Annotated in this window: 21 protein-coding genes; 5 read left to right on the plus strand and 16 right to left on the minus strand. The window is 64.3% G+C overall.

Annotation, left to right across the window (positions count from 1 at the left end; all coding sequences use genetic code 11):
• Nucleotides 1-256 precede the first annotated feature (256 nt).
• From ACCQ16_RS10050 to ACCQ16_RS10110, 13 genes are all read right to left on the minus strand, one after another.
• The gene (locus tag ACCQ16_RS10050) at nt 257-1,456 is read right to left on the minus strand and encodes a flagellin (RefSeq protein WP_016848727.1); all 1,200 of its coding nucleotides are present in this window, start codon (nt 1,454-1,456) and stop codon (nt 257-259) included.
• Between the two features lie 318 nt (nt 1,457-1,774).
• Nucleotides 1,775-2,980 (minus strand): flagellar hook-associated protein FlgL, encoded by a 1,206-nt coding sequence (gene flgL / locus ACCQ16_RS10055; RefSeq protein WP_277573108.1) that lies wholly within the window; start codon nt 2,978-2,980, stop codon nt 1,775-1,777.
• The gene (flgK, locus tag ACCQ16_RS10060; RefSeq protein WP_029819367.1) at nt 2,980-4,854 is read right to left on the minus strand and encodes a flagellar hook-associated protein FlgK; all 1,875 of its coding nucleotides are present in this window, start codon (nt 4,852-4,854) and stop codon (nt 2,980-2,982) included. The genes flgL and flgK overlap by 1 nt, the downstream gene beginning before the upstream one ends.
• 11 nt (nt 4,855-4,865) lie before the next feature.
• Nucleotides 4,866-6,044, minus strand: coding sequence for a flagellar assembly peptidoglycan hydrolase FlgJ (locus ACCQ16_RS10065; protein WP_014090126.1), 1,179 nt, complete (start codon nt 6,042-6,044; stop codon nt 4,866-4,868).
• A 1-nt stretch (nt 6,045) separates the two neighbouring features.
• Nucleotides 6,046-7,164, minus strand: coding sequence for a flagellar basal body P-ring protein FlgI (locus ACCQ16_RS10070; RefSeq protein WP_007971976.1), 1,119 nt, complete (start codon nt 7,162-7,164; stop codon nt 6,046-6,048).
• A 10-nt stretch (nt 7,165-7,174) separates the two neighbouring features.
• A complete protein-coding gene (gene flgH / locus ACCQ16_RS10075; protein ID WP_005914445.1) occupies nt 7,175-7,867 on the minus strand; it encodes a flagellar basal body L-ring protein FlgH in 693 nt (230 codons plus the stop codon).
• Between the two features lie 38 nt (nt 7,868-7,905).
• Complete coding sequence (gene flgG / locus ACCQ16_RS10080; RefSeq protein ID WP_003482961.1) at nt 7,906-8,691, minus strand: flagellar basal-body rod protein FlgG; 786 nt, start codon at nt 8,689-8,691, stop codon at nt 7,906-7,908.
• 773 nt (nt 8,692-9,464) lie between these two features.
• Nucleotides 9,465-10,220, minus strand: a complete 756-nt coding sequence (gene flgF / locus ACCQ16_RS10085; protein WP_005914448.1) for a flagellar basal-body rod protein FlgF — start codon at nt 10,218-10,220, stop codon at nt 9,465-9,467.
• 144 nt (nt 10,221-10,364) lie between these two features.
• Nucleotides 10,365-11,588 (minus strand): flagellar hook protein FlgE, encoded by a 1,224-nt coding sequence (flgE, locus tag ACCQ16_RS10090; RefSeq protein WP_003482957.1) that lies wholly within the window; start codon nt 11,586-11,588, stop codon nt 10,365-10,367.
• A 31-nt stretch (nt 11,589-11,619) separates the two neighbouring features.
• Nucleotides 11,620-12,285: a flagellar hook assembly protein FlgD gene (locus tag ACCQ16_RS10095; RefSeq protein WP_005914450.1), complete on the minus strand. Its 666-nt coding sequence runs from the start codon at nt 12,283-12,285 to the stop codon at nt 11,620-11,622.
• Nucleotides 12,286-12,322: 37 nt separating this feature from the next.
• Complete coding sequence (gene flgC / locus ACCQ16_RS10100; protein ID WP_005914451.1) at nt 12,323-12,730, minus strand: flagellar basal body rod protein FlgC; 408 nt, start codon at nt 12,728-12,730, stop codon at nt 12,323-12,325.
• A gap of 3 nt (nt 12,731-12,733) precedes the next feature.
• On the minus strand, nt 12,734-13,135 hold the full coding sequence (gene flgB, locus ACCQ16_RS10105; RefSeq protein WP_003482950.1) for a flagellar basal body rod protein FlgB: 402 nt from the start codon (nt 13,133-13,135) through the stop codon (nt 12,734-12,736).
• 335 nt (nt 13,136-13,470) lie between these two features.
• Nucleotides 13,471-14,415, minus strand: coding sequence for a chemotaxis protein CheV (locus ACCQ16_RS10110; protein WP_003482947.1), 945 nt, complete (start codon nt 14,413-14,415; stop codon nt 13,471-13,473).
• 350 nt (nt 14,416-14,765) lie between these two features.
• On the opposite strand from ACCQ16_RS10110, the gene flgA reads away from it, so the two are divergent.
• From flgA to ACCQ16_RS10130, 4 genes are all read left to right on the plus strand, one after another.
• A complete protein-coding gene (gene flgA / locus ACCQ16_RS10115; RefSeq protein WP_008575794.1) occupies nt 14,766-15,410 on the plus strand; it encodes a flagellar basal body P-ring formation chaperone FlgA in 645 nt (214 codons plus the stop codon).
• 66 nt (nt 15,411-15,476) lie between these two features.
• Nucleotides 15,477-15,788 carry a flagellar biosynthesis anti-sigma factor FlgM gene (flgM, locus tag ACCQ16_RS10120; RefSeq protein WP_003482943.1) on the plus strand — a complete coding sequence of 104 codons (312 nt, stop codon included), beginning with the start codon at nt 15,477-15,479 and terminating at the stop codon, nt 15,786-15,788.
• A gap of 15 nt (nt 15,789-15,803) precedes the next feature.
• Nucleotides 15,804-16,136: a flagella protein gene (locus ACCQ16_RS10125; RefSeq protein ID WP_003482942.1), complete on the plus strand. Its 333-nt coding sequence runs from the start codon at nt 15,804-15,806 to the stop codon at nt 16,134-16,136.
• Between the two features lie 166 nt (nt 16,137-16,302).
• Nucleotides 16,303-17,529 carry an ATP-binding protein gene (locus ACCQ16_RS10130; RefSeq protein ID WP_008575791.1) on the plus strand — a complete coding sequence of 409 codons (1,227 nt, stop codon included), beginning with the start codon at nt 16,303-16,305 and terminating at the stop codon, nt 17,527-17,529.
• A gap of 127 nt (nt 17,530-17,656) precedes the next feature.
• Here ACCQ16_RS10130 and ACCQ16_RS10135 read toward each other — a convergent pair whose 3' ends face one another.
• Entirely contained in the window at nt 17,657-19,378 is a 1,722-nt protein-coding gene (locus ACCQ16_RS10135) for an EAL domain-containing protein (RefSeq protein ID WP_008575790.1), read from the minus strand.
• A gap of 3 nt (nt 19,379-19,381) precedes the next feature.
• Nucleotides 19,382-21,514: a sensor histidine kinase gene (locus tag ACCQ16_RS10140; RefSeq protein ID WP_277573107.1), complete on the minus strand. Its 2,133-nt coding sequence runs from the start codon at nt 21,512-21,514 to the stop codon at nt 19,382-19,384.
• 120 nt (nt 21,515-21,634) lie between these two features.
• Here ACCQ16_RS10140 and ACCQ16_RS10145 point away from each other — a divergent pair, with 120 nt between their 5' ends.
• Nucleotides 21,635-24,421 (plus strand): sensor domain-containing protein, encoded by a 2,787-nt coding sequence (locus ACCQ16_RS10145; RefSeq protein ID WP_014090130.1) that lies wholly within the window; start codon nt 21,635-21,637, stop codon nt 24,419-24,421.
• 472 nt (nt 24,422-24,893) lie between these two features.
• On the opposite strand, the gene ACCQ16_RS10150 is transcribed toward ACCQ16_RS10145, so the two are convergent.
• Nucleotides 24,894-25,577 (minus strand): hypothetical protein, encoded by a 684-nt coding sequence (locus ACCQ16_RS10150; protein WP_277573106.1) that lies wholly within the window; start codon nt 25,575-25,577, stop codon nt 24,894-24,896.
• Nucleotides 25,578-25,663 lie beyond the last annotated feature (86 nt).

Genomic DNA, 25,663 nt, shown 5'->3' on the forward strand with positions numbered 1-25,663 from the left:
GGGCGCCCGAAACAGACGGACGCATGGGATTACGTGACGGGTATCGGCCGCATCCGCGAGGACTTTAGCGGCGGCGAGGGGTCACGCGCACGACGGCTATCGATGCAAGTTCCATGCCCGTGGTGGCCGGCGGCGCCCGTCAACAAACCGTCCATGGCGGGCGTGGACGGGCTGCGGCCACAAAAAAGCCCCTCCGAAGAGGGGCTTTGGACGTGCTGCGGAGCACTGCCGCGTTGCGGCGGCAGGTAACTACCAGTTACTGCAGCAGGCTCAGCACGTTCTGCGGAACCGACTTGGCCTGGGCCAGCATCGCGGTACCGGCCTGCTGCAGGATCTGCGTGCGGGTCAGTTCGGCGGTTTCCTTGGCGTAGTCGGTGTCGCGGATACGGCTACGCGAGGCCGACAGGTTTTCCGAGGTTGCGCTCAGGTTGGCGATGGTGGAGGTGAAGCGGTTCTGCACCGCACCCATGTCGGCGCGCGAGGAGTTGACCGCGGTCAGTGCCTTGTCGACGATTTCCAGGGCCTTCTGCGAGCCGGAGAACGTGGAGATATCCAGGCTGCTCAGGGTCGAAGCGGTGGAGCCGGAAGCGGCCGAAGCGGTGGTGATGCCGGCGCCGACGGTGATGCCAGCGGCGCTGGAGGTGCCAGCCGACAGCGAGGTGAAGTCCTGGCCAGCCTTCAGCGATTCGATCTGCAGCGAACCGTCGCTCTTGATCGAGGCGTACATTCCGGTCTGGTCGAGCTTGTCGTTGATCGCCGAGGCGACCTTCTTGTTGACGTCGGCAGCGGTGTCGCCGGCGCCGATCTTGACGTCGGCAATGGTGACGCTCTTGGCCGAGCCGCTGGCGTCCTTGAACGACAGGCTGATGCCGCTGACCGAACCAGAAGCGGTGGCGGTGCCGGTGACGCCGGCGCCGGAGACGGCGGCAGCGAAGTTGGCCTTGCCCAGCGAATCGACGTTGGCGTCGACGATGCTGTTGATGCCGATGGTCTGGCCGGCGTCGGCGCCGACCTGGAACAGCGCGCCGGAGAACGAGCCGTCCAGCAGCTTGGTGCCGTTGAAGTTGGTCTGATTGGCAACGCGGTCGATTTCCGCGGTCAGCTGCTTGACTTCCGAGTTCAGCGCGTCACGGTCGGTGGACGAGTTGGTGGCGTTGGACGACTGCACCGACAGCTCGCGGATACGCTGCAGGTTGCTGCCGATTTCCACCATCGCGCCTTCGGCGGTCTGGGCCAGCGAGATACCGTCGTTGGCGTTGCGCGAGGCAACGTCCAGGCCGCGGATCTGCGTGGTGAAACGCTCGGAGATCGCCAGACCTGCGGCGTCGTCCTTGGCGCTGTTGATGCGCAGACCAGACGACAGACGCTGGATGCTCGTCGACATGCTGGCGCTGCTGGTGTTGAGGTTCCGCTGAGCGTTCAGCGACATTACGTTGGTGTTGATTACCTGTGCCATTTTGATTTCTCCTAAGCGATTTTTCCGGCAAGGGGGACTTGCCTGGAGCCTCCGCAGGGGGGCCATCAAGTTGGCCGTTGCCGCTGCTGAGATGAATAACGGCGTTGCGTCGGGAACCTTTAGCGAAATTCAGTATTTTTTACTGTCTTTCTGCGTCGGGACGAAATACGTAAGCGTTGTGTATCAAGGGGTTTGGTTTATTCGGCAGCACCCCGCCAATCTTTAGCGTTGGTATAACTCTTCGAAAAATAAACTCCGTCCGCCTGCGCAAGCGCTCACGCGCAGGAGCGAAGAAAACCCAGGTTTTCTGCGGCAAAATCAGCGGATGATGTTGAACAACGACGAGGACTGCATCTGCTGAAAAATCGTTTGAGCGGCCTGCAACGAGGCCTTCTCGAGTTGGTACTGCCCAATCGCCGAGGCGTAATCCAGGTCGCGGATCGACGACAGGCTGGTCTTGAGCGTGACTTCGTTGGATTCAAGCAATGAGTTGGCATTGTCGATGGCCGACAACTGCGCGCCGCCGGAGGCGCGCGCATCGATCATCTTCGAAGATGCCTGGGTGATGTCGCGCATGGACGACTGCAGCGTGTTGATCATCGCAGCCTTCTGCGGCGCGGTCAGCGTATCGGAGTTGAGCGCGCCGACCAGGTCGTCGATGGTGGAGAACACATCCTTGGTGCCGGAGGCGCCAATCTGGAAACTGTCGCCCACCGCCGGGGCGCCGCTGATGCGAATGCGCACGCCGGCGGCGTTGATGTCTTCGCCCTCCTTGTAGGTGCCGGTGCCGACCACCGTATTGGTGCTGTCGCGCACTTCATAGGTGTCGGCGGCGGTGAACTGCACGCTGTAACTTCCACCGTTCCAGCTGCCGGTGCTCGCATCGCGGCTGAAATCCAGCAGCAAGCCGGTCCCCGTGTTGGCGGCGTTGGCGTGCGCATCCACGGTGCCGTCGCCGGTGCGGATGCGCATGAAGATTTCGCTGCCGGGCAGGGTGTCGCTGACGAAGGTGTCCGGCGCCACTTCGACCTGCTTCTGGGTCTGGTCGCCGTTGTAGGTGACGCTGCCATTGCTCTTGATGAAAGGCGCACTGCCATCGGCGGTGCCGCCGAACAGGTAGCGCCCGGTGCCGTCGGTGCTGTTGGCCAGGCTCACCATGCTCTCGCGCAGCGCGGTCAGTTCCGAGGCGATCGCCTTGCGGTCATCGGGGCTGAGCGAAGAATTGCTGGCCTGCACCGCCAATTCGGTGACGCGCGCCATTTTGTCGCCGGCTTGCGACAGCGCGTTTTCCTGCAGCCCGAGCCGGTTCTGCACGTTGTTGGCGTTTTCGCCGAAGCGCGTGATCGCCGCCAGGGCACGGTCCAGGCCGACCGCCGTGCCCGCAGCCACCGGGTCGTCCTTGGCGGTGACCAGGCGCTGCCCACTGGAGAGCTGCGATTCGAGCTGGTTCAGCCGCGACTGCTTGGCGCCCATCGAGGCGACCGACTGGCTGTACATCATGCTGGTGGAGATACGGTCGGTCATCAGCGTACGGCACCCAGGATGGCTTGGAAGACGGTGTCGGCGGTAGAGATCATCTGTGCGGCGGCCTGGTAGGCCTGCTGCAGCTTCAGCATGTTGGCGGCTTCCTCATCGAGGTTGACGCCGGAAATCGAGTCGCGGCTGGCCTGCGCCTGGTCGTTGATGACCTTCTGCGCATCGGCCGAATAGCTGGCCGCACGCGCGGCCGAACCGACCGAGGTGGTCAGGCCGGAGAGCGCGCCATTGAGGGTGACCGTGCCGCCGCTGAGCGCCTTGGCATCGTCGATGTTGGCCAGCAATTTGGCATTGCCGTTGTCGCTGGAGCCTGCGCCCATTGGGCCGACGCCGAAGGTGTCGCCGGCCTTGGGCGCGCCGTCCAGCGCGAAGCTCCAGCCGTTGGCGCTGATGGTCTGGCCGGCGGTGTAGGCGAACGGGCCGGCGCCATCGATGGTGTACTGGTTGGCGTCGATGAACTCGATCGACGAGGGGGTCAGCAGCGCGGGGTTCTGCGCATTGGTGACCTTGACGTCGCTGATCTTGCCGGTGCCCAGGTTGGCGACCGTGGCGGTGGCCTTGACCGGGGTGGCGGCGGCAATCCGCGAGGGATCGGTAATGGCCACCGACAGGCTGCCGGCCAGCCCGGCGGTGGGCTGCAGCAGGAACTTGTCGCCGCTGGCCGGCGTGCCGCCCACCACCATGCTGACGCCATTGAGCACCAGCGGGTCGGCGGCGGTGCCGGTACCGGTCATCGGCACGGCAGAGCCGGTACTGGCGTTGATGGCTTTCCAGGTGGTGCCGTCGAAGCTGAGCGTGACGTTCTGGCCGTCAACGGCGCTCACGTTGCTGAAACTGGCGCTCAGCGATGCGCTGCCGGTATTGCTCGGATTGGCGGCAACGGTAGGCGAACCGATATTGAAGAAGTTGCCGCCCATCGCGCCATACAAGTCCATCCCCTGGCTGTGGCCGGCATTGAAGGTGCTGGCCATGCCCACGGCCAGGCGGCCGAGTTCGGCCTGGGTCGGCTCGAGCACGCTGCTGCGAAATTCCAGCAGACCGCCGATCTGGCCGCCCAGCGAACTGGCGCTGAGGCTGACGTTCTGGCCTTGGGTCTGCATCGCCACCTGCAGCTTGGTCGGCTGATACGGGTCGGCAACGGTGACGAGTTTGGAAGAGGTGGTACCGACCACCAGCGGCTGACCGCCGGCGGTGAAAACGTTCATGAAGCCGCCGTCCTGGATCACCGCGGTGCCGCCGGTAAAACCGACCAGCTTGCTCACCAGCGCGTCGCGCTGATCCAGCATGTCCGGCGCTGCCGCCTGGGCACTGCTGCCGATGGTGCCGTTGAGCTTGGCGATCTGCTGCGTCAAGCGGTTGACTTCGTCCACCGAGGAGGTCAACCCGCTGTTGACTTCGTTGCTCAGGCTGTCCATCTGCCCGTTGAGCTGCTTGAAGCGCGTCGCCAGCGAATTGCCGCTGTCGAGCATGCTCTGGCGCTCGGCGGTGGAGGAGGCGTTGGACGACACCGCGCTGGTGGAATCGAAGAAATTCGACCACAGCCCGGCCACGTTGGTGGCGGTGTTGGAGTACAGCGCGTCGACGCGGTTGGACAGCGAGGACAGCTGCTGCAGGCGCGAGAGTTCGCCGCCGCTGTCGAGCAGGCGCGAGATGGCCAGCTGGTCGGCGACCCGGCCCACATCGGTGATCTTGGCGCCATTGCCCACGAACGCGTAGCCCATGTCGGTGGGCGTGCGCGTTGCAAATTCCACACGTTGGCGGCTATAGCCTTCGGTATTGATGTTGGCGACGTTATGGCTAACGGTCGACAACGCCCGTTGGAAGGCGATGAGCGCGCTGGTCCCGGTGGACATGATGGACATGAGCGTTTACCTCAGCGACGGATGGTGCCGAGCCCGACCGGCTCGGCGGTACTGGCATAGCGGTTGGACAGATCGGCCGCCGCGTTGCCGATGGCGGCCACCGCACGGTCGATGGTCGGGCCGTTGGCGATCGCCGCGATCTTGGCCGCATAGCCCGGATCGGTGGCGTATCCGGCTTGTTGCAAGCCGCGTGCAAAACCCTTGATATCGGTGCCGGCCTGCAGCGCGGGCTGGTAACGGCTGTTGTTCTTCAGCAGCCGCACGTAGTCGGCAAAGCTCTCCTCGGCCGAGCCATAGGCGCGGAAATCGGCGGTTTCGGTGGTTTTGACGCCGTTGACGTATTCGTGGGTGCCGGTGGTGACCTTGTCGCCGCTCCAGCCGGTAGCCTTGATGCCGAACAGGTTGTTAGAGTCGCCACCGTTGCCGATGCCGCGACGGCCCCAACCGGTTTCCAATGCGGCCTGGGCCACCAGCGCGCGCGGGTCCACACCCAGTTCGCGCGCAGCCTTTTGCGCATGCGTCCAGATCTTGGCGACAAAGCCTTCCGGGGTGCGCTCGCCCAGGCTGGCAGCGGCGCTGCTGGCGGCACTCGCATTGACCGCGGCATTGGCATCGGCTGCATCGCTGGCGGCCACATCGGCCCAGCGATCGTTGGCCGACGGCCAGCTCAGTGCTGCAGCATCGTCGCTGCCGGCTTCGCCAGCGCCGGTACGCCCGGCAATCAGATCCAGCACCTGGCTCATGCCGATGCCGCTCAAGTTGCCTGCGCCCAGGGCCGCCTTCGCCACGCTGCTGGTCGTGATGCCGGTGGCCGCGCCGTCGCGGGCGGGCAGCGGCAACGAGGCGTCGCGCTTGCCGGCAACCAGGGCGTACGCCTTGGCCGCTTCGGCAGTGTTCAACGAGGTGTTCAAGGCCGGGCCGCCAGTGTCGCCACTGAGCTGCTTGGAGATCATCGCCGACAGTCCCAGCCCCTTGCCGTCGGTCAACGCCTTGGCCATCTGCTGGTCGTACATTTCGCGGAACATCTGGTTTTGGCCCGGAAACATCGGGTCGCCGGAGCTCGCATCGCGCATGCTCTTGACCAGCATCTGCGCGAACTGACCTTCGAGCTGACGGGAGACCTTGTCGATCTTTGCCGGATCGGCCTTGGTGCTCGGGTTGAGATCAATGGGCGAGGCTGCGATACGCATGTCAGATCACCTCTAGCTCCGCCGTCAGCGCACCGGCTTGCTTGAGCGCTTCCAGGATGGCCACCAGGTCGCCGGGCGCGGCGCCCACTTCGTTGACTGCGCGTACGATCTGATCGAGCGTGGTGCCGCCTTCGAACTTGAACATGCGGCTGCCTTCGGAGGTGGCCGTGATCGTCGATTGCTGGGTCACCGCAGTGCGGCCGCCACTGAAGGCGCCCGGCTGGCTGACGTTGGTGTTTTCGCTGATGGTGACGGTGAGCGAGCCATGCGCGATGGCGGCCGGCATCACCCGCACCAGCTGGCCGATGACCACGGTGCCGGTACGCGCATTGACCACCACCTTGGCCGGTGCATCGCCCGGGGAGAGCTCGACGTTTTCCAGCCGCGACAACAGGCCGATCCGCGCACCCGGGTCGGTCGGCGAGCGCACCGCCACGGTCACGCCGTCGACCGCACGCGCGGTGCCGGCGCCGAAGCTGCTGTCGATCGCCGCGACCATGCGCGAGACGGTGGTGAAGTCGTTCTGGTGCAGGTTGAGGGTGATCTCGCCGGTGCCGGCGAACACGTCCGGCAATGCACGTTCGACGGTGGCGCCGTTGGGAATGCGCCCGACGCTGGGCACATTGACCGAAACGCGCGAGCCGTCCTTGCCTTGCGCACCGAAGCCGCCAACGACCAGGTTGCCCTGCGCCATCGCATAGACCTGGCCATCGGCGCCTTTCAGCGGTGCCATCAGCAGCGAGCCGCCACGCAGCGACACCGCGTTGGCGATCGAGGAAACGGTGATGTCGATGGGCTGGCCGGGCTTGGCGAACGGCGGCAATTCGGCATGGATGGCCACGGCCGCGACGTTTTTCAGCTGCGGGTTGACGTTCGCCGGAACATTGACGCCCAGCTCGCCGAGCAGGTTCTTCAGGCTCTGCACGGTGAAGGGTGCCTGGCTGGTACGGTCGCCGCTGCCGTCCAGGCCAACCACCAGGCCGTAGCCGACCAGCGCGTTGCCGCGCACGCCGCCGACCTGGGCAAGATCCTTGATGCGCTCGGCGCTGGCCGGCGCGGCAATCGCGCACAGCGCGACGGCGGCAGCCAGCAGACGGAAGGGCAGGGAAGACAGGTTCATGGTCGCAGGCTCAGTAGGGCGACAGACGGGAATTGAAGAAGCGGCTCAGCCAGCCCATTGCATTGGACTGCGCGATCGCGCCGCGGCCGCCGTAAGCGATGCGGGCGTCGGCGACCTTGCTGGAGGGCACGGTGTTGTCCGGGGCGATGTCGGCGGCGCGCACGATGCCTTGCACCTGCACCAGTTCGTCGCCCTGGGTCAGGCGCAGGTTCTTCTGCCCCTGGATCACCAGGTTGCCGTTGGGCAGGCGTTGCATCACGGTGACGGTGACGCTGCCCTGCATGCGGTTGCTCTGTGCGGTGTTGCCCTTGCCGGCAAAGCTGCGGTCGCCGCTGGTGCTGTTTTCCAGCACATTCAAGCCACCCACGGTGAGCGGTGCGCCCAGCAGCGTCGGCGCGCCCATGGTAGTGGCGTCCTTCTTGCTGATGCTGGTGTTGGCGGTGGACGAGGCGGTGGTGCTTTCGACCAGGTTCACCGTCAGCAGATCGCCGACATCGCGGGCACGGCGATCGCCATACAGGTTCAGGCTGGGGCCGGCGGCGTAGATCGCACCGGCCGTCGGCTGCGCCACCGGTGCCACCACCGGCACGATCGGCGCCAGTTCGGCGAACGGACGTACATCGCCGGCGGCCACGCAGCCACCCAGCAGCGCGCTGCAGGCAATGGCGAGGCACAGGCGGGAGAGAGAAGGCAGGCGTGACATGGCGTTGATTCCTGAGAGGGCGAGGAGCGGCGAGCCGATCAGACGTTGTTGTTCAAGTAACCGAGCATCGAGTCGGTGGTGGAGATGGCCTTGGCATTCATTTCGTAGGCGCGCTGCGTCTCGATCATGCTCACCAGCTCTTCCACCGTATTGACGTTGCTGCCTTCCAGCGCGCCCTGCACGGTGGTGCCCAGGCCGTTGAGGCCGGGGGTGCCGTTCTGCGCGGGGCCCGAGGCGGTGGTTTCGACGAACAGGTTTTCGCCCTTGGCCTGCAGGCCCGAGGGATTGATGAAGTCGGTCAGCGTCAATGCGCCAATTTCCTGCGCGGCGGCCTGGCCGGCCAGCGTCACGCTGATGGTGCCGTCGTTGCCGATGGTCAGCGACTGCGCGCCTTCCGGCACCTGGATGCCCGGCTGCAGCGGGTAGCCGCTGTTGGTGACCAGTTCGCCCTGCGCGTTGATCTGGAAGGTGCCGTCGCGGGTGTAGGCCGAGGTGCCATCGGGCATCTGCACTTCGAAGAAACCGCGACCGTTGACCATCACGTCCAGCGCGCGGCCGGTCTGCTGCTGGCTGCCCTGGTCGAACCCCTTGAAGGTGGACACCACGCGCACGCCGGTACCCAGTTGCAGGCCGGTCGGCAGCTGCGTCTGCGCGGAGGTCGAGCCGCCGGGCGCACGCACCTGTTGGTACAACAGGTCTTCGAACGCGGCACGGTCGCGCTTGAAGCCGGTGGTATTGGTATTGGCCAGGTTGTTGGAAATGACCGACATGCGCGTCTGCTGCGCATCCAGTCCGGTTTTGGCGACCCACAAAGCCTGATTCATGACCCGATTCCTCGTTAGACCCGGGGATGTGTTCCGGGTACGGGTGGGTATATGCACGTGCCGTGCCAAACCCGCGTCGGATTTCTGCCGGGTGTGCAGTGGGTCACGTGGGGTGGGGGGGGGGCGAGCTGCGTGGGGCAGGGGCGGCAGCTAGCGGCAGCGGTGGGGCTGCGTGATAGATCCGCTTGGAGGTCTGTTGCAGGTTGCCGGTTGTAGCGTCTTGCTCGCTTGGCGGAGAGCGGTGGAGTTTGTTAGCCGCTTCTTGTTAGCGTGGTCCTGGATCAGGGCAAACTCTGAGTCGGTCGAGTGTGCGGTGCCCTCACCGCTCGCGGGACACGCCGTGAACCCATCCCTGGGGGCTCGATGGCGGCATCCATGCCGCCAACGGTCCCGCAAGCGGCGAGGACACCGCACCAGAGAGTTTGTCGGTTCCTCCCTTAAAACTTGTCCATTGCCAGGCCTGAGGCCTGCATGGAGAAGATGACTGGATGGGCCGTGATCCCAGCAGCCACGTCAGGCATTGTGTGCACCATGCGCACCGACCATCTCGACAGGTCCTTGCCCGCCCACTGTCGCGGGACCTTACGCGGCATGGATGCCGCGTAAGAGCCTACAAGGACGTACTTGCGGCGTGTCCCGCGATGGTGGGCGGGCAAGGACCCTGCAGCCAAGTCACAAACCAGCCGCTCTGCAGCGAACCCGGGCGGCGGCCATCAAGGTGCTCGGCAGAGCGGCGAGCCAACCGACGGTGCGGCCGTGGGCGCCAGTGGCGCTTAGCCGCTCACCCGCAACAGCGAATTGGCCGATTGCGCATTGTCGTCGCCGTTCTTGATGATCTTGACCTGCATTTCGAACTGCCGCTGCAACTGGATCATTTCCACCAGCGCGCCGGCCGCGTCCACGTTGCTGCCTTCCAACATCCCGCTGTTGACGGTCTTGCCGGTGGCCACCGCAAACGCCTGTGCCGGGTCGGTGCTGGTGTTGCGCATCAGCCCGTCGGGGCGCCGCGTCAAACGGTCGGCGGGCGCATCCACCACCTTCATCTTGCCGACGATGGCCATGGTCTGCGGGCCTTCGCCCTGCGGAATGATGGAGATGCTTCCGTCGCTGCCGATCTCCATCGCCTGGTGCGGTGGGATGGTCATCGGGTTGCCGCCTTCGTCCAGCACCGCGTGTCCGTTGGCGGTGACCAGTTGGCCATTGGCGGTGAGCGCCAATTCGCCGTTGCGGGTGTAGGCCTCGCTGCCGTCGGGCGACTGCACCGCCAACCAGCGGTCCTGCTGCAGCGATACGTCCAGCGGGTTGCCGGTGACCTTCTGATGGCCCTGGCTACGATCGAACCCTTGGTCCACATGCAGCGCATCGATCCGCGACGGATAGCCCTTGCCCTGGATCTTGAACGCCTCGGTGTTGGCCAACGCGGCCTTGAATCCCACCGTATCGACATTGGCGAGATTGTGCGAGACGGTGCTTTGCGCCTGCAATGAGGCGCGGGCACCGGTCATCGCGACGTAGAGGGCTTTATCCATGGGACACCGGGATTTGAGATTCGGGATTTGGGATTCGTAAAAGCGGGCTGTGACTGGCGGTGAGGTTGGGGCCGCGGGCTGGCATCCGATGGACGTGATACCAGCGTTTGCGAATCCCTAATCCCGAATCACCAATCCCGGCTTTTAACGAATATTGATGATCGTCTGGGTGACCTGATCCTGGGTCGAGATCATCTGCGAGTTGGCCTGGAAGTTGCGCTGGGCCACGATCATGTTCACCAGCTGCTCGGTCAGGTCCACCGTGGAGGCTTCCAGCGAGCCGGATTCGATCTGGCCCAGGTCCGAGGTGTCCGGCGCGCCGGTGCGGGCGGCACCGGAGGTGTAGCTCTCGGCCCACATGTTGTTGCCCTGCGACTGCAGGCCCTGCGGGTTGACGAAGCTGCTCAGCGCCACCTGGCCCAGCGGCTTGTCGGCACCGTTGGAATAGCGCGCGAACACCACGCCGCTGGTGTCGATGCTGATTTCGTTGAGCTTGCCGCTGGCGTAGCCATCCTGGCGCGTATCGCGCAGGGCGAAGGCTTCGCCGTACTGGGTGGAGCCAGTGACGTTGAGCTGCATGTTCAGCACGCCCGCGCCGGTGCTCGGGGTGAACGGGTCCATCGCGATGATGCCGTTGGCCGGGGTGGTCAGCGCGCCGGTATCGGAGAACTGCAGGGTGGTCGGGGCACCGACCGCAGCGCCGTCCACGTAGTTGTAGACCTGCCACTCGTTGGGGTTGGCGGTCTTGACGAAGTAGGAGGTCTGCACATGGCTGACGCCCAGCGAATCGTAGACATTGATGCCGCCGGTGGAATGGCTATAAGTCTTGTCGTCGGCCGGGTTGAACGGGGTCACCGTCGGCGCGGTGGCATTGCCGGGCAGGGTGAAGGCCAGGTTGACCGTGGAGGTGGATTTCGGCGGGCTGTCGGTGGTCAGCAACTGCAGGTCCGACAGGCGGCCTACGTCAAACCCGTTGCCGCTGGGATTGGGCGCGAACACCTGCAGGCGTGCGCCCTGCGGGTTGACCACATAGCCGTTGGCATCGGTCTGGAAATTGCCGGCGCGTGTGTACATCTTGGCGCCGTTGGACGAGACGGTGAAGAAGCCTTCGCCGGAGACCGCCAGGTCCAGGCTGCGCCCGGTCGGGTCGATATTGCCCTGCGAGAACTGCTGCGCCACGTTGCTGACGCGCACGCCCGAACCGACCGCATTGCGCGACAGGCCATAGCTGGTGCTCTGGAACATGTCGGCAAATTCGGCGCGTGATTCCTTGAACCCGGTCGTGTTGACGTTGGCGATGTTGTTGGAGGTGACGTTCAGATCGGCATTGGCTGCGTTGATGCCGGACAACGAGGTATTGAAGCCCATGGATGAGTTCCTTTAGGTGTTGGTTGCCGGCTCAGCTGACGCGGAGCACGTTGGCGAGCGGGGAAGTGCCTAGCCCGGTCAGGTTGAGATACAACCCGTCCGAGCCGATCGTGACGCTGTCCACCGGTGCCTGGACATAGGTAGACAACTTGCTTTTGGAGCCGGCGGTGTCGGTCTGGGTGGCAGTCACGCCGTATTTGCCGGCCGCCATGCGATTGCCGTTTGCGTCGGTGCCATCCCAGTCGAAGGACACCTCACCGGCGGCGCTGGCCGGCACGCTGATCTGTTTGACGAAGGTGCCGTTGGCGTCGGTGATTTCGAAATTGACGAAACCGGCCGAAGTCGCGGCCACCACGCCCTTGGCCGAGCCGGTGGCATCGATCGCTACCTGCGCCGAGGGCACCAGCACGTTGTGGCCAACCAGCGCCGCGCCCTTGAGCACCTGGTCGCTGTTCATCGAATCGGAAAAGTTGCTGACCTTGGTATTGAGGTCGCCAATGCCCTGCACGGTGGAAAACTGCGCCAATTGCCCGAGAAACGCGCTGTTTTCCATCGGCTTGAGCGGGTCTTGATGCTGCAGCTGTTCGGTCATCAGTTTGAGGAAGTCGGCCTGGCCGAGTGCCTCCTCCTTCTTGGCGACGGTGCTGCTGGTACTCAGGCCAAGGCTTTTGTAGAGATCGCTGCCGATCGTGCTCATGTGGAGTATTCCGTTGGTAAGGGTCAGCTAGGAAGGGTCAGCGACCCATGGTGAGGGTCGCGAGCGCCAGTTCCTTGGCGGTATTGAGCATTTCCACGCCTGCCTGGTAATTGCGCGAGGCGGAAATCATGTTGACCATCTGCGAGACCGGATCCACGTCGGGCGAGAACACGTAGCCGTCGGCGTCAGCCAGCGGGTGGCCGGGTTCGTAGCGGCGGATCGGCGGCGCATTGGTGGTGGTGATCTCCTTGACGTTCACCGAGGTCAGGCTGGGGTCCTGGCGGCTTTGCTGGGCCTGGAAGATCGGCTCGATCGGCTTGTAGGTCGCCTCGGCCGAGCCTGCGACCGAATCGGCGTTGGCCAGGTTGGAGGCAATGGTGCTCAGGCGCACCGACTGCGCGTGCAGCGCCGAGCCGGCCACATCGAAGATGGGAAGATTGCTCATGACTTATTGGCCCGTGATCGCGGTGAGCATCGAGCGCACCTTGGATTCGAGGAAGCTCAGCGACGCGCGGTATTCCAGCGCGGCGCGGCCGTAGGCGGCGCGTTCGGCATCGGGATCGACGGTATTGCCGTCAAGGCTGGGCTGATCGGCTTCGCGGGTGAACTGGAAGGGGTTGAGCCCGGCGCCGCCGCCCACTTCGTAATGCTTGGCGTCGGTGGTCTGCAGCAGACCGCCATCCTGCTCGCCCTGCGCCGACTTCAGCGCCGCCTCGAAGTTCAGGTCCTTGGCCTTGTATCCGGGCGTGTCCACATTGCTCAGATTGCTGGCAATGAGCTTCATGCGCTGCTCGCGCAGCGTCAACGCGTCGCCATGGACGCCGAGGAACGAAGAGAAGGGGCTGGACACGGTGCTCTCCCGCGAAGTGTTGCCAGGGAGGAAGCAATGTTTGTGCCAATCGAGGTGGTACGGGCTATGGAACGCGGAGAATGATCGACGCTGCCGGCGCACGGCAGCTTGCTGTCCGGAAACGCGATGGCCACGCCATCCGTCGCGGAATTGGCGCGGTCAAACTCGACAGGCCGGAAGGTTCGACAGTCCCGAGGCGCAGTCTGGCATCAGCAGATGTGAAGTCGGAATCGCGTGGACGCGCTTGCCTCACCTTTCTGCGCTGCAGTGCTTCTGCAGCTGGGCAGCACCTTGTGGCTGCCATCGGCTCCGACCCGGCAGCCGCTTGGTCTTGCTCAGGCCGCTTCTGCGACCACTTTCAGGCGGGCCAGCACATAGTCGGCCAGTTCATGGGCGCTGTACTTGGCCACGAAGGCGTTGGCGCCCACCTGCTCGACCATCGCGTTGTTGAACACGCCCGACAGGGAGGTGTGCAACAGCACATACAGGCCTTGCAGGCCCGGCGTGCGCCGGATTTCCGTCGTCAGCGTATAGCCGTCCATTGCCGGCATTTCGATGTCGGAGATCACCATGGCGTAGCGGTCGGCCGGGTTTTCGCCCGAGGCGGCCACCTGCAGCAGGTGATCCAGCGCCTGGCGGCCATCGGACAGCAGGGTGGCCGAAACACCCAACTGGTCGAGCACGCTGCGGATCTGCTGCCGCGCCACGCGCGAATCGTCCACCACCAGTACCTGGAACTGGCGGTCGTAGGCCACCAGCTGCAGCGAGGGATCCAGCTGCACGTCCTTGCTCACCTTGGCGATATCGGCCAGCACGCTCTCCACGTCGATGACCTGGATCAGCTCGCCCTGGAAACGCGTCACCGCCGTCAAATAAGTGGCTTCGGCACCCAGTTCCGGCGGCGGGTGGATATCCTCCACCGCGATATTGACGATGCGTTCCACTCCGCTGACCAGGAAACCCTGGACCGAGCGGTTAAACTCGGCAACGACCAAATAGCCGGGGCCGTTTTCCGAATGCGAATCGCGTTCCGGGTGGCCGATGGCCAGGCCCAGATCCAGCACCGGCACCGAGCGCCCGCGCACGTCGGCCACGCCGGCGAACTCGGTCGGCAAGCCAGGCACCTGGAACAGTTCCGGCCGGCGCAGCACTTCCTGCACCTTGAAGACGTTGACGCCAAAAAGCTGGCGTCCGCCCAGCCGGAACAGCAGCAGGGCCAGTCGGTTGTGGCCAGCCAGTCGCGTGCGCTGGTCGATGCGGTTGAGCAGATCGTGGGTCATGGGGCAGATATCGACAGCGCCCTCGGGAAACTTGAGGGCTTTATGGTTGGTCGGGGGCGCTGTTGGGATTGGGGATTGGGGATTCGCTCAAGCGCCGGGATGAGGTGATTTGGGATTAGGGATTCGCTTAAAGCGTGCATTAGCGAGTTTGTCTGCCGCTGCTGCTTCTGCATCCTTGAGAGCTCGGTATGGTTGTCGAAGAGATCCGGTCGGTGAAGGGGCTTCGGCAGTGGATAAATGAATCACCCGCAAGGCCGCTTTTACGAATCCCCAATCCCGATTCCCCAATCCCGGCAAAAACAGGCACGCCGCTTGCAACGCCTGTCCCGTCTTCCTCCGGATCTGGTCCCATGCGCCTGCTCCTGCTTGTCATCTTGTTGGCTGCCGCTCCGGCCTGGGCCCAGAGCTATCAGTCCGTCGATTCCATTCGTGCTGCGGCGCTGGCCACCGTCGGCCCGGACGCCGAGGCCGAGGCCACGCTCGATCCGGGCCTGCGCATGCCGGCTTGCCCGATCGCGCTGCAGGCGCAGCCCACCGGCACCAATACGGTGGAAGTGGCGTGCCCGCAGCCGGCCGGCTGGCGCCTGTTCGTGCCGTTGAAGGTGCGTCGCAACCAGGACGTGCTGGTCTTGCGCCGCGGCATCAGCGCTGGAGAAACCATCTCGCTGGCCGATATCAGTATCGAGAAGCGTGACGCCGCCCGCATCGTCGGCGCGGTGCTGGCCGACCCGGTCGCTGCGGTGGGCAAGACCGCCCGCCGCGTCCTGCCGGCCGGCTCGCTGCTCTCGGCCAACGATCTGGTGACGCAGCGGCTGGTCCGGCGCGGCGACACCGTGCCGCTGGTCTCGCGCAATGGCGGGCTGGAGGTGCGCATGAGTGGTCGCGCCCTGTCGGACGCCGGCGAAAACGAGCGCGTATCGGTGGAAAATTCGTCCTCGCGCCGGGTGGTGCAGGGCATCGTTGAAGCGAGCGGAACCGTTGTGGTCTCCAGGTAAAAAATTTCTATAAAGTTTTTTTTCTGGGTGCCGTTATCCCCTACGACCTGTAGAGGAGTTCCTGACATGACCCAGAAAATCGAAGGCAATCTACCGACCGCTGCCACTCTTCGCACCACGGCCACCAGCAGCAAGATCGCTTCGGCCGGCGAAGACCGCGCGTCTCCGGTTGCCGCAACCCCGCCGACCGACAGCGTCAAGTTGACCGGCGAAGCCACCAACCTGCAGAACCTGCAGCGCGAGCTTTCGCAGTCCTCGGCGATCGACACCGGTCGCGTCCAGGCGGTGAAGGATGCATTGCAGAACGGCAGCTATTCCATCAACCCGGACGCCATCGCCAGCCGCATGATGGATCTGAATCAGCAACTGGCGGGTTGATCCCCGACGGAAAGGATGAACGTGAACGAGTTCCTGCAACGTCTCAGCGATGCGCTGGCCGGCGAACGCCAGGCATTACTCGAGAACGACATCGATGGGCTGATGCGACACACGCAGGACAAGCTGTCGGCGCTGCAAGCGCTGGAAGCGGCGATGCCTGCAGGCGAAGAAGAGCGGCTGCGTGAGCTGGCCGAAGCCAACCGCGCCAATGGCGCGCTGCTGGCACGCCGGCGCCGCGAAGTGAACTGGGCGCTGCGTCACCTGGGCCGCACCGAAAGTGCGCCGTCCTACGATGCCAAGGGGCAATCGAGCGTGTTGCGCGGCGGGCGTTCGTTGGCAGTGGCCTGAGGTGCACGCTGTTCTGCAGCACGCCGGGTTGCAGATGGTGCGGCAAGCGTGGGCGAGCAGGCAGGTGCCGTTGGCTCTGCGTCCCATCGCCGGGTAATGCAAGACGACAATACGGAGCGTCAATGGTTCGGCGTATATTGAGGCATCCTCTACGCCGCCTGCTCCCGTGACCGCCAAGTTTTTTCTCAATCAAGCCTTACTGCCTTCCCCGGATATCCTGCGCGCCTTCGGCGACCAGATGATGGAGGGGCTGCTGCTGTTCCGCGCAGACGGCAAGCTGATTCTGGCCAATGCCATCGCACGCCAGAGCCTGTGCAAGGAAGACCCCACCGACGACCGCAATCTGGGCGAGCGCATTTCGCAGGTATTGCCATCGGACGCACTCAATCAGGCGCGTAGCAAGGGCAGCTGGACCGGTAGCCTGCCGGTCGCCGACCGGGTGGTCATCGCGCATCTGTATTACAACGAAGAGTCCGGGCCCGGGCATTTTCTGGCGCTGTTCCACAACATCGAAGGCCAGCAGGATTACGAGCGCGAGCTGCAACAGCGCCATGCCGAATTACGCCAGGCCTATCTGCGCCTGAACGGTGCGCAGGACAAATTGCTGCAATCGGAAAAGATGGCCTCCATCGGCCAGCTGGCCGCAGGCGTGGCGCACGAAATCAACAATCCGATCGGTTATGTGCACTCCAATCTGGGCAGCCTGCAGGAATATCTGCGCAGCTTGTTCACCCTGATCGAAGCCTACGAGCGCGCGCTGCAGGCGCCGGATCCCAAGGCGCTGATTCCGGAAATCGACGAAATCCGCAACCGCGCCGACATCGACTTCATCAGCCGCGATCTGCCGCAATTGATGGCCGAATCGCGCGAAGGCATCGAGCGGGTGACCCGCATCGTGCGCGACCTCAAGGACTTCTCGTACTCGGACCGGTCCGAGTCGTGGAAGATGGTCGACCTGCATGCGGGTCTGGAATCCACCATCAACATCATCTGGAACGAGCTCAAGTACAAGGTCACGCTGGAGCGCAACTACGCCGAGTTGCCGCTGGTGGAGTGCCTGCCATCCGAGCTCAACCAGGTCTACATGAACATGCTGCTCAACGCCGGCCAGGCTATCGTCGAGCGCGGCACGATCACCGTGACCACCGGTCGCGACGAAGCAGAAAACGTCTGGATCCAGTTCCAGGACAGCGGTGCCGGCATCGCCCCGGATCTGTTGCAGCGCATCTTCGACCCATTCTTCACCACCAAGCCGGTCGGCAGCGGCACCGGCCTGGGCCTGTCGATTTCCTACGGCATCATCAACAAGCACCACGGCCGCATCGACGTGGAAAGCACGCCAGGGCAGGGTGCCAGTTTCAGGATCACGCTACCGATCCGGCAGCCGCGGTAGCGCTGACGCGCTGGGAGTGGGGAATCGGGAATCGGTAAGGCAGCTTTTCGCTCGCTTGATCTGGTTGCGTGTCTGAGCAGCAACAAGACGCAGAGGTCTGCTCTACCGATTCCCCAATCCCGATTCCCTATTCCCGGCCATTACGCAACTCATCATGCGTGCGGAATGCCTGGCGAATGTGCTCGCGCAGCTCGTCGTCGTTCCAGGGCTTGGTCAGGAAACGGTAGATCGCGCCGCGGTTGATGGCCTCGGTGACGGTGGCCAGGTCGGTGTAGCCGGAGAGCACCAGACGCACCGTGTCCGGGTAGAGCATCTTGACCCGGCCCAGGAACTCGGTGCCGCTCATGTCGCTCATGCGCTGGTCCGACAGGATCACCTGCACATCGTTGGTGGCGAGCAGGTCGAAGGCGTCGCGCACGTTGCCGGCTGCCAGGATGCGGTAACCGTCGCGGCGGAACAGCCGCACAAGCGAACGCAGCACGTTTTCTTCGTCGTCCAGCAGCAAGAGCGTGCGGTCGGGGCGGCTTTCGGCAAATGATTCCGGGCGCAGGTAGCGGCGACGCAGTGCCATGCCGGCCGACTCGGCCGACATCGGCTCGCCGAACAGGTAGCCCTGGAAGATGTCGCAATCGTTGCGGCGCAAAAAGCCCAGCTGCGCCTGCGATTCGACGCCGTTGGCAATCACCGTCATGCCGAGCTGGTGGCCCATGGCGATGATGGCACGCGCAATCGCCGCCTCGCGGCTGCCGGCCGGTGCGCTCTTGATGAAGCTGCGGTCGATCTTGAGCCGGTCCACCGGGTAGCGCACCAACGCGCTCAGGCTGGAATCGCCGGTGCCGAAGTTGTCCAGGCTCAGGCTGATGCCTTCGTTGCGCAGATTGGCCATCGTCTCGTGGACGAAATTGACGTTGTTGGTCAGCGCGCTTTCGTTGATCTCCAGCGTGACGAACTGCGCCGGCACACCGGCGGTCTGCAGCATCGCCATCACTTCGTTGAAGAAGCCCGGGCGCAGCAGCTGCAGCGTGGAAACATTCACTGCAATGCTGAAATCGTCGAAACCCTGGTCTCGCCACAGCCGCGCCTGGCGCACTGCGTTCTGCAATACCCATTCGCCGATCTGCACGATCACGCCCAGGCGCTCGGCGGTACGCATGAAGCGTTCCGGCACCAGCATGCCCAGGGTGGGGGATTGCCAGCGCAGCAGCGCTTCCATGCCCACGATGCGGCCGTCGCGCGCACTCACCAGCGGCTGGTAGCGCAGACGCAATTCGCCGTGCGGAATCGCATCGACGATCTGCCGCGCAATGATGCTTTCGCTGTGCGCGTTGGTGGCCGAGTTGCGCGTGTACAGCCGCACCGTGTTGCCGCCTTCGCGCGCGGCCTGGTAGCTGGCTTCTTCGGCGTAATCCAGCAGCGTGGACAATGAGGTGGAGTGTTCCGGACACAGGCTGATGCCGACCTTGCCGGTCATGAACAAGGTATACGGCAGCACCGACAGCGGCAGTTCCAGTTGCTGGCGGATTTCCTCGGCAAAATCTTCCGGCAGGGGCGTGTCGTCGCGGCGCACCGCCACAACCACCATTTCATCGCTGCCGTGGCGCCACAGCTTGCCGCGCGTGCCGAGAAATTCCTGCAGCCTGCGCGCTGCCAGCGTCAGCGCCTGGTCGCCGACCTCGCCACTCATGTTCTCGTTGATCGAGGCGAAGTGATCGATATCGACGTGGAAGATCATCAGCGGCGGGCCGCCGGACGCGGCCGCATCCACCAGGTGCAGCAATTCGGGGTTGCCCGCGCCAAGCCGGGTGGGCTTGACGATTTCCAGTCCGGGCGGGATTACGGGACTCCACATGACTCAACGTCCACCATCGTCGTGGACGGACTCGCCGACCGGGTGATAGGGCAGGCGCAACGTCACGCGCGTGCCTGCTCCGGGGGCTGATTCTATCGCGAGCGTGCCGCCGACGGTTTGCGCACGCTCACGCATCACGATCAGTCCCAGCCCACGCGGACCCTCCGGCTCGAACCCATCGCCGTCGTCGCTGACTTCCAGGCGGAAACTGTCGCCATCGATCGAATGCAGACGCAGGTGCACTTCGCCGGCGCAGGCGTGCCGCAACGCATTGGTCAGGCTTTCCTGCGCGATCCGGAAGCAGGCCTGTTCGATCTCGTTGCCCGGCCGTTCCTCGAGTGCCTGAATATCGAGCTCCAGCCGAACCTGCGAGGCGCGGAACAGCATCGATGCCTGCCAACGCAGCGCTGCCTCCAGGCCCAGGGCATCGAGTTGTGGCGGGCGCAACAGCATCGACAGATTGCGCAGCTTGGTCACCGTGGTGTCGGCCAGCGACACGACTTCCAGCAAGTCCTCGCGGCGCGCGTCCGCGTCCGGCTCATCCAGGGCTGCGTGCGCAGACAACTTCATCGCAGTGATCGCTTGCCCGATGTCGTCATGCAGGTCGCGCGAGATGGCACGCCGCTCATCTTCCTGCAACGAAAACAGACGTTTGGCCATCGCCTGCAGTTCGGCATTGCTCTCGGCCAGGGCATCGCGCATGCGCTCGGGTTCGCTCAGATCGCGCACCACCAGCAACTTGCAGCTGCGTCCGCCGTAGCGGATGTCGCCGGCCGACAGACCTGCGTAGAAGGTGCTGCCGTCGCGACGACGCATGGCGCGTGCGCTGGAGACCGGCTCATTGCGATCGCTGCCTGCGCGCAGGTATTCGCGCACCACCGGCAGGTCGTTGTCGCCCACCAGGGTCTGCAGTGGTTCGCCCAGGATGGTTTCGCCATGGAAGCCGAACTGGGCCGAGCCGGCCGCGTTGGCGTACATCACATGCTCGTCGGCGAGAATCAGCACACCGTCGGGCAGCACGCGCACCAGTTCGCGAAACTGCTCCTCGCGTTCGCGCAGCAGCCGGCGCGATTGCTCGCGTTCGCTCACGTCCTGCAAGGTGCCGTGCACATGGCGCACGCCGCTGGGACTGGTCACGCTTTCGGCGCGCAGATGCACCGTGCGCGGTTGCGAATCGCCACCGGTCAGCGGCAGCAGCACATCGATCTGCACCTCGCCACCGGTACACATGTCTTCGATCATGCGTTCGATGCGCACCTGGGTCGCGCTGTCGGAGGCGGTCAGCAATTCTTCCAGCCGATGCTCACGACGGTGCATCGGCACGCTGCGCCCCAGAAGGCGGTAGACCGCCGGCGAATAGCGCCCCAGGCCGGTGGTGCGATCCAGTTGCCAGGAGCCCAGCCGCGCGATGCTCTGCGCCTCTTCCAGGCGTTCGAGCGCCTCGTCGCGCAGATCCTGCGCCCGGCGCTCTTCGCTGCGGTCCACGGTGACGACCAGGCGGGCAGGGCCGCTGGCCAGATGCAGCTGGTTGCTGCGCACCTCGACATGCCGCGGGCCGCTGCGCGTCATCAGGTCTTCGTTCAACACGCAGGTGGCATCCCCCTTGCCACGGATCTGCGCAATGATCTCTTCCAGCCGCTCGCCATCGGCATTGGGCCAGATCGCCTGCAGCGTCTGCTGCAGGAACTCGTCGCGCTCCCAGCCGAAGAATTCCAGCGCCGCCGGATTGGCGTCGAGGATGCGCATGGTGGCCAGGTCGTAAATGAAGGCCGGGCTGGGCAATGCCAGGAATTTGGCTTGCAGCAACGCCTCGGACTGCGCCAGCTGGGCGTACTCGTCCACGATCAAGCCGGTAAAGCGGCGCAGCACCAGGTGGATGACGATGCTGGACAGCACCAGAAAGCTCGCGTCCGACCAGCGCTCCGGCATGGCGGCGCCGGCCAGGTTGAGCAGCCGGTTGCCCAGCAGCAGCCAGATCACGCCAACCAACAGGTACAGGCCGGTCAGTGTCCACAAGCCTTGCTGCAGGCGCTCGGCCAGACGGAGGCGGGAGACGGGGGCAGACGAAAATGCGGGCGCGGCGACGGGCTGTTGCATGGATCCGCGGACGACCTTGAGTGCTGGCGATGCGGCCATCTTAGCCGTAACTCGGGCCGGTTCGGTCCAGCTCGCAACAGGTGGCTCAACTATTGGCCGGCACGGCCGTTATCCATTGCGACTCCGAAGGCCGGGGTCGATTCTTCGGAGTGTTCCAGAGTGGACTCAGGCGTCATTGCAAGCATGCTGCAGCACCCGCTGACCTCGGCGGTGGTGTTGTTGGATGCGCATGGCCAGCCCCTGGCGGCCAACCGCGTTGCGCAATCCCTCGGGTTGCCGGCAACCCTCGGCGCATACGCCGATGTGTTGGAAAGCAGCCGTGCCCAACTGGCCGAAAGCGGGGGCATGGCGCCCTGCGTATTGCCAGGCACCGGCGGCGGGCGGCTGGAGGGCTGGCTGCGTGCGGTCTGCGACGAGCACGGCCAGATCATGGCATTCACCCTGAGCATTCCCGAGCCCAAGGGTGCCGATGGCACCAGTCGCTGGGAGATAGGCCTGGACAGCGCCGATCATGGCTTGTGGGATTGGGATATTCCGGCCGATGTGGTGTATCGCTCCGAGCGCTGGACGCGCATGCTCGGTTATTCCGAGCAGCCGCTGCCGAACAATCTCACTGCCTTGTCCGGGCTGATTCATCCGGAAGACCATGCGCATGTCAGCGCGGCGGTGCAGGCGCATCTGGAAGGCCGCACCGATACCTATGTGGCCGAATTTCGGCTACGCCAGCACGACGGCCAGTGGCGCTGGATCCTGGATCGCGGCCGCGTGGTATCGCGCACTGCCGACGGACGTCCGTTGCGCATGGTCGGCACGCATACCGACGTGCACCATCACAAATTGCTCGAGCAGCAGCTGCGCGATCAGCAGGCGCAGCTCGAAGAAGCCCAGCGCATTGCCAGCATGGGAAGCTGGAGCTGGGATTCGCATCACGATGCGCTGTGGGTGTCGCAGGATTTCCTGCAACAACTCGGCATGACCCAGGTTCGTCTGCAAGGCATCCGCGACATCCTGCGCCTGCTGGCTGGGCCTTCGGTTGCGCAACTGCGCAGCGCCTGGCGCAAGATCAAACACGAAGGCATGCCGGTGCACTTCGAGATGGAAATCAACGGCCTGCTCGGTGCCAACCCGCATCATCTGCGCGTGTGGGCACAGCCGGTGTTCGATGGCGACGGCAGCATGGTGCGCGTGCTTGGCCAGCTGCAGAACGTCACCGAACAACGCCAGACCGACGCGCTGATCCGTTGGCGCACCGAGCTGCTCAATCGCGTGTCCGCGTTGGGCAAGATCGGCGGCTGCGAGATCGAGGTCGACACCCGGCGCATGCAATGGACCGAGGAGTGCTATCGCATTCACGGCCTGCGCAAGGAAAACATCACCCTGGAGCAGGCGCTGTCGCTGTATACGCAGGATTCGCGCGACGCTTTCGAGGCGGCGCTGCTGCGTATCTCCGATGGCGGCCTGCCCGAGCAGCTGGAGCTGTGTTTCTATCGCAACTCCGGCCAGCGTGTCTGGGTGCAGGTGCTGATCGAACTGGATCGTCGTGAGGGCTTGCCGCCGCGGTTTGTTGCCTTGTTCCGCGATATCACCCGCGAGCGCGAAGCCAACGAGCGCATCGAGCTGCTTGCCCACTACGACCGTCTGACCGGTTTGCCGAACCGCTTCTTGTTGCGCGAGCAGGCAGAAAACGCCATTCGCGAAGCGAGCGAGCGCGGCCAGACGTTGGCAATGCTGCTGATCGATCTGGATGGCTTCAAGAGCATCAACGATTCGTTCGGCCACGCCACCGGCGACAACCTGCTCAAGCTGGCCTCGTCGCGCCTGCATCAACATCTGCGTAATAGCGACCTGTTCGGCCGCTTCAGCGACGACGAATTCATCGTGCTGCTGCGCGATATGTCCGAGCCCGAAGATGCCGGCCACGTGGCGCGCAAATTGATTGCTGCGCTCGGCGAGCCGCTGCGCAAGGAGCACGTCACCCTCAAGCTCGGCGCCAGCATCGGCATCGCGCTGCAGGGCGAAGGGCTGTCGGATTTCGACAGCCTGTTGCGTGCCGCCGACGCGGCGATGTACGCAGCCAAGGAGTCCGGGCGCAATACCTACCATTACTACAGCCAGGACGTGCTGCTGCGCGCGCAGCGCCGCCTGGAGCTGGAGCATGCGCTGCAAGGCGCGCTCGAGCGCGAAGAATTCACGCTGGTCTACCAGCCGCTGGTCAACACCGTGGACGATGCATCGCCGGCGATCGAAGCGCTGATGCGCTGGAATCGCCCTGGCCATGGACCCTGCAGCCCGGTCGAATTCATCCCGATTGCCGAAGAATGTGGCGAAATCGTGCGTCTGGGCGAGTGGGTCATCGGCGAAGCGTGTCGTCAGGCCGTGGTCTGGGATCGGGCCGGGCTGCATTTCAGCCGCGTTGCGGTGAATGTGTCTGCGGTGCAATTGCGCGAACGCGGCTTTGCCGAGCGCGTGCTGGAAATCTGCCGCGACAATGGCTGGTCGCCTTCGCGCCTGGAGCTGGAGCTGACCGAATCTGCCTTGATTCGCGACTCCGATTCGCTACGCCGCTGCTTCGAATTGTTCGAACAGAACGGCGTGCTGCTGGCGGTGGACGACTTCGGCACCGGCTTCTCGAACCTGCATTACCTCAACCGGTTCCCGGTACAGCGTCTGAAGATCGACCGAAGCTTCGTGCAAGGCATGCTCGACGACGCCAACACGGCCGAAGTCACCCAGGCCATCGTCCATCTGGGGCATGCCCTGGGCATGCAGGTGGTCGCAGAAGGCGTGGAAACCGTGCAGGAAGATGCACTGCTGCGCCAGCAGGGCTGCGACGAAATCCAGGGTTACTTCTACTCACGCCCACTGTCGCCGCGCGACATGGCGCAGTGGTTGCGCGAAGCCGACGCCGGCATGCGGTTGGGCGCACGGCTGGTGATTGCCAACTAAGCCGCTGACCTGCTTGCTGCGCATATGTGGCGTCGCGCACGATCACCCAGTGATGTGATCGGCTCTGTGCCGCTCCGCTGCGGTACGAGGACAGGCGACAGCTTTGCTGCTTGCCTGTTGCTGGCGATCTGAGCCAAATCCCTACGTGATGTCCAGCACGTGCATCGCAAGCGGCGCGGATCGCGCCTGCTCATCCAGGGGGCATTGGCACTTTCTGCTGCAGACACCTCGATGGGGTCGTTGCTGGACAGGGGCACAGTCCGGTCCAGACGCATCGCCTAATGAATCAATGCGGGATGTTATCGATCTCCCCGGAAGCGATTGGAGCATCCTCCGAACGGATCCAGAATGGCTCGATGGCGCGACGAAGAACCAGGGCTGTTGTCCCGTACGTGCATGCATGACTGCCGGCGTAGCCGTTTCACCCGGTAAGCATCGACTGATGCAGTGTGATCAATCGACATCGTACCGGTCATTCCGGTTCGAACAACAGCTCGCGCCTCCAGAGCAGCGGTGTGCGCGCTCGCCGTTGATCAGGGAAGAAAAGCGACAGATAGCCGGCCGCGATCGCACGGCTGCGAAGTTTCAAGCCAACGCCTTCCGCTGTCACCACGGTGACCCCGGTCACCGTGCCTTGCGGATTGACCTGCATTTCCCAGATAAGGCGGCCATGCCACCCGGCCGGCGGGATCGCTGCGTCATAGTTCGGGCGGCCGACGACATACGGTGTTCCTGGATCATTCGACAGGGGTGAGTCTGCCGGCCTGGCATGGACCTGCAGCGTCTCTTCCCCCGTGCGCCCATCTCCTGTGCTAGCGCGAAACGTCCATAGGCCAGGCTTGCCTCCCTGGCCCAGATCGGCATCGTAACAGTGCTTGACGCCACGGTAGTCGGGGTACTGGTGGCTCGACACTTCCTGCCCGGAGGCATCGAAGGCCTTCACTACCAACCCACCTACATCGGTCTCGGCGAGATTGGTCGCGACACACACCTGGTGAGTGTGCTGACCATCGGTCAAAAACTGGATGGTTTGCTGGCGGGCAATCGAATGAGGTGGGCGGGCATCCCAGAGAAATTCGAGATACACCTTGTCATCTGCCGCAGTGGCCGAGTGAGAAAAGGCTGCCGCACACAACGCCAGGCAACGGATTTTCATGACATCCAGCGCTCAGTCCGAAGAAGGCAGCATGCTGATCGCCCGGGTTGGTGACGGGCTCAGGAGGAGAGGTGGATGGTAGAGGC

Source organism: Xanthomonas sp. NCPPB 1062 (genome assembly GCF_041481705.2).
Lineage (GTDB): Bacteria > Pseudomonadota > Gammaproteobacteria > Xanthomonadales > Xanthomonadaceae > Xanthomonas > Xanthomonas euvesicatoria.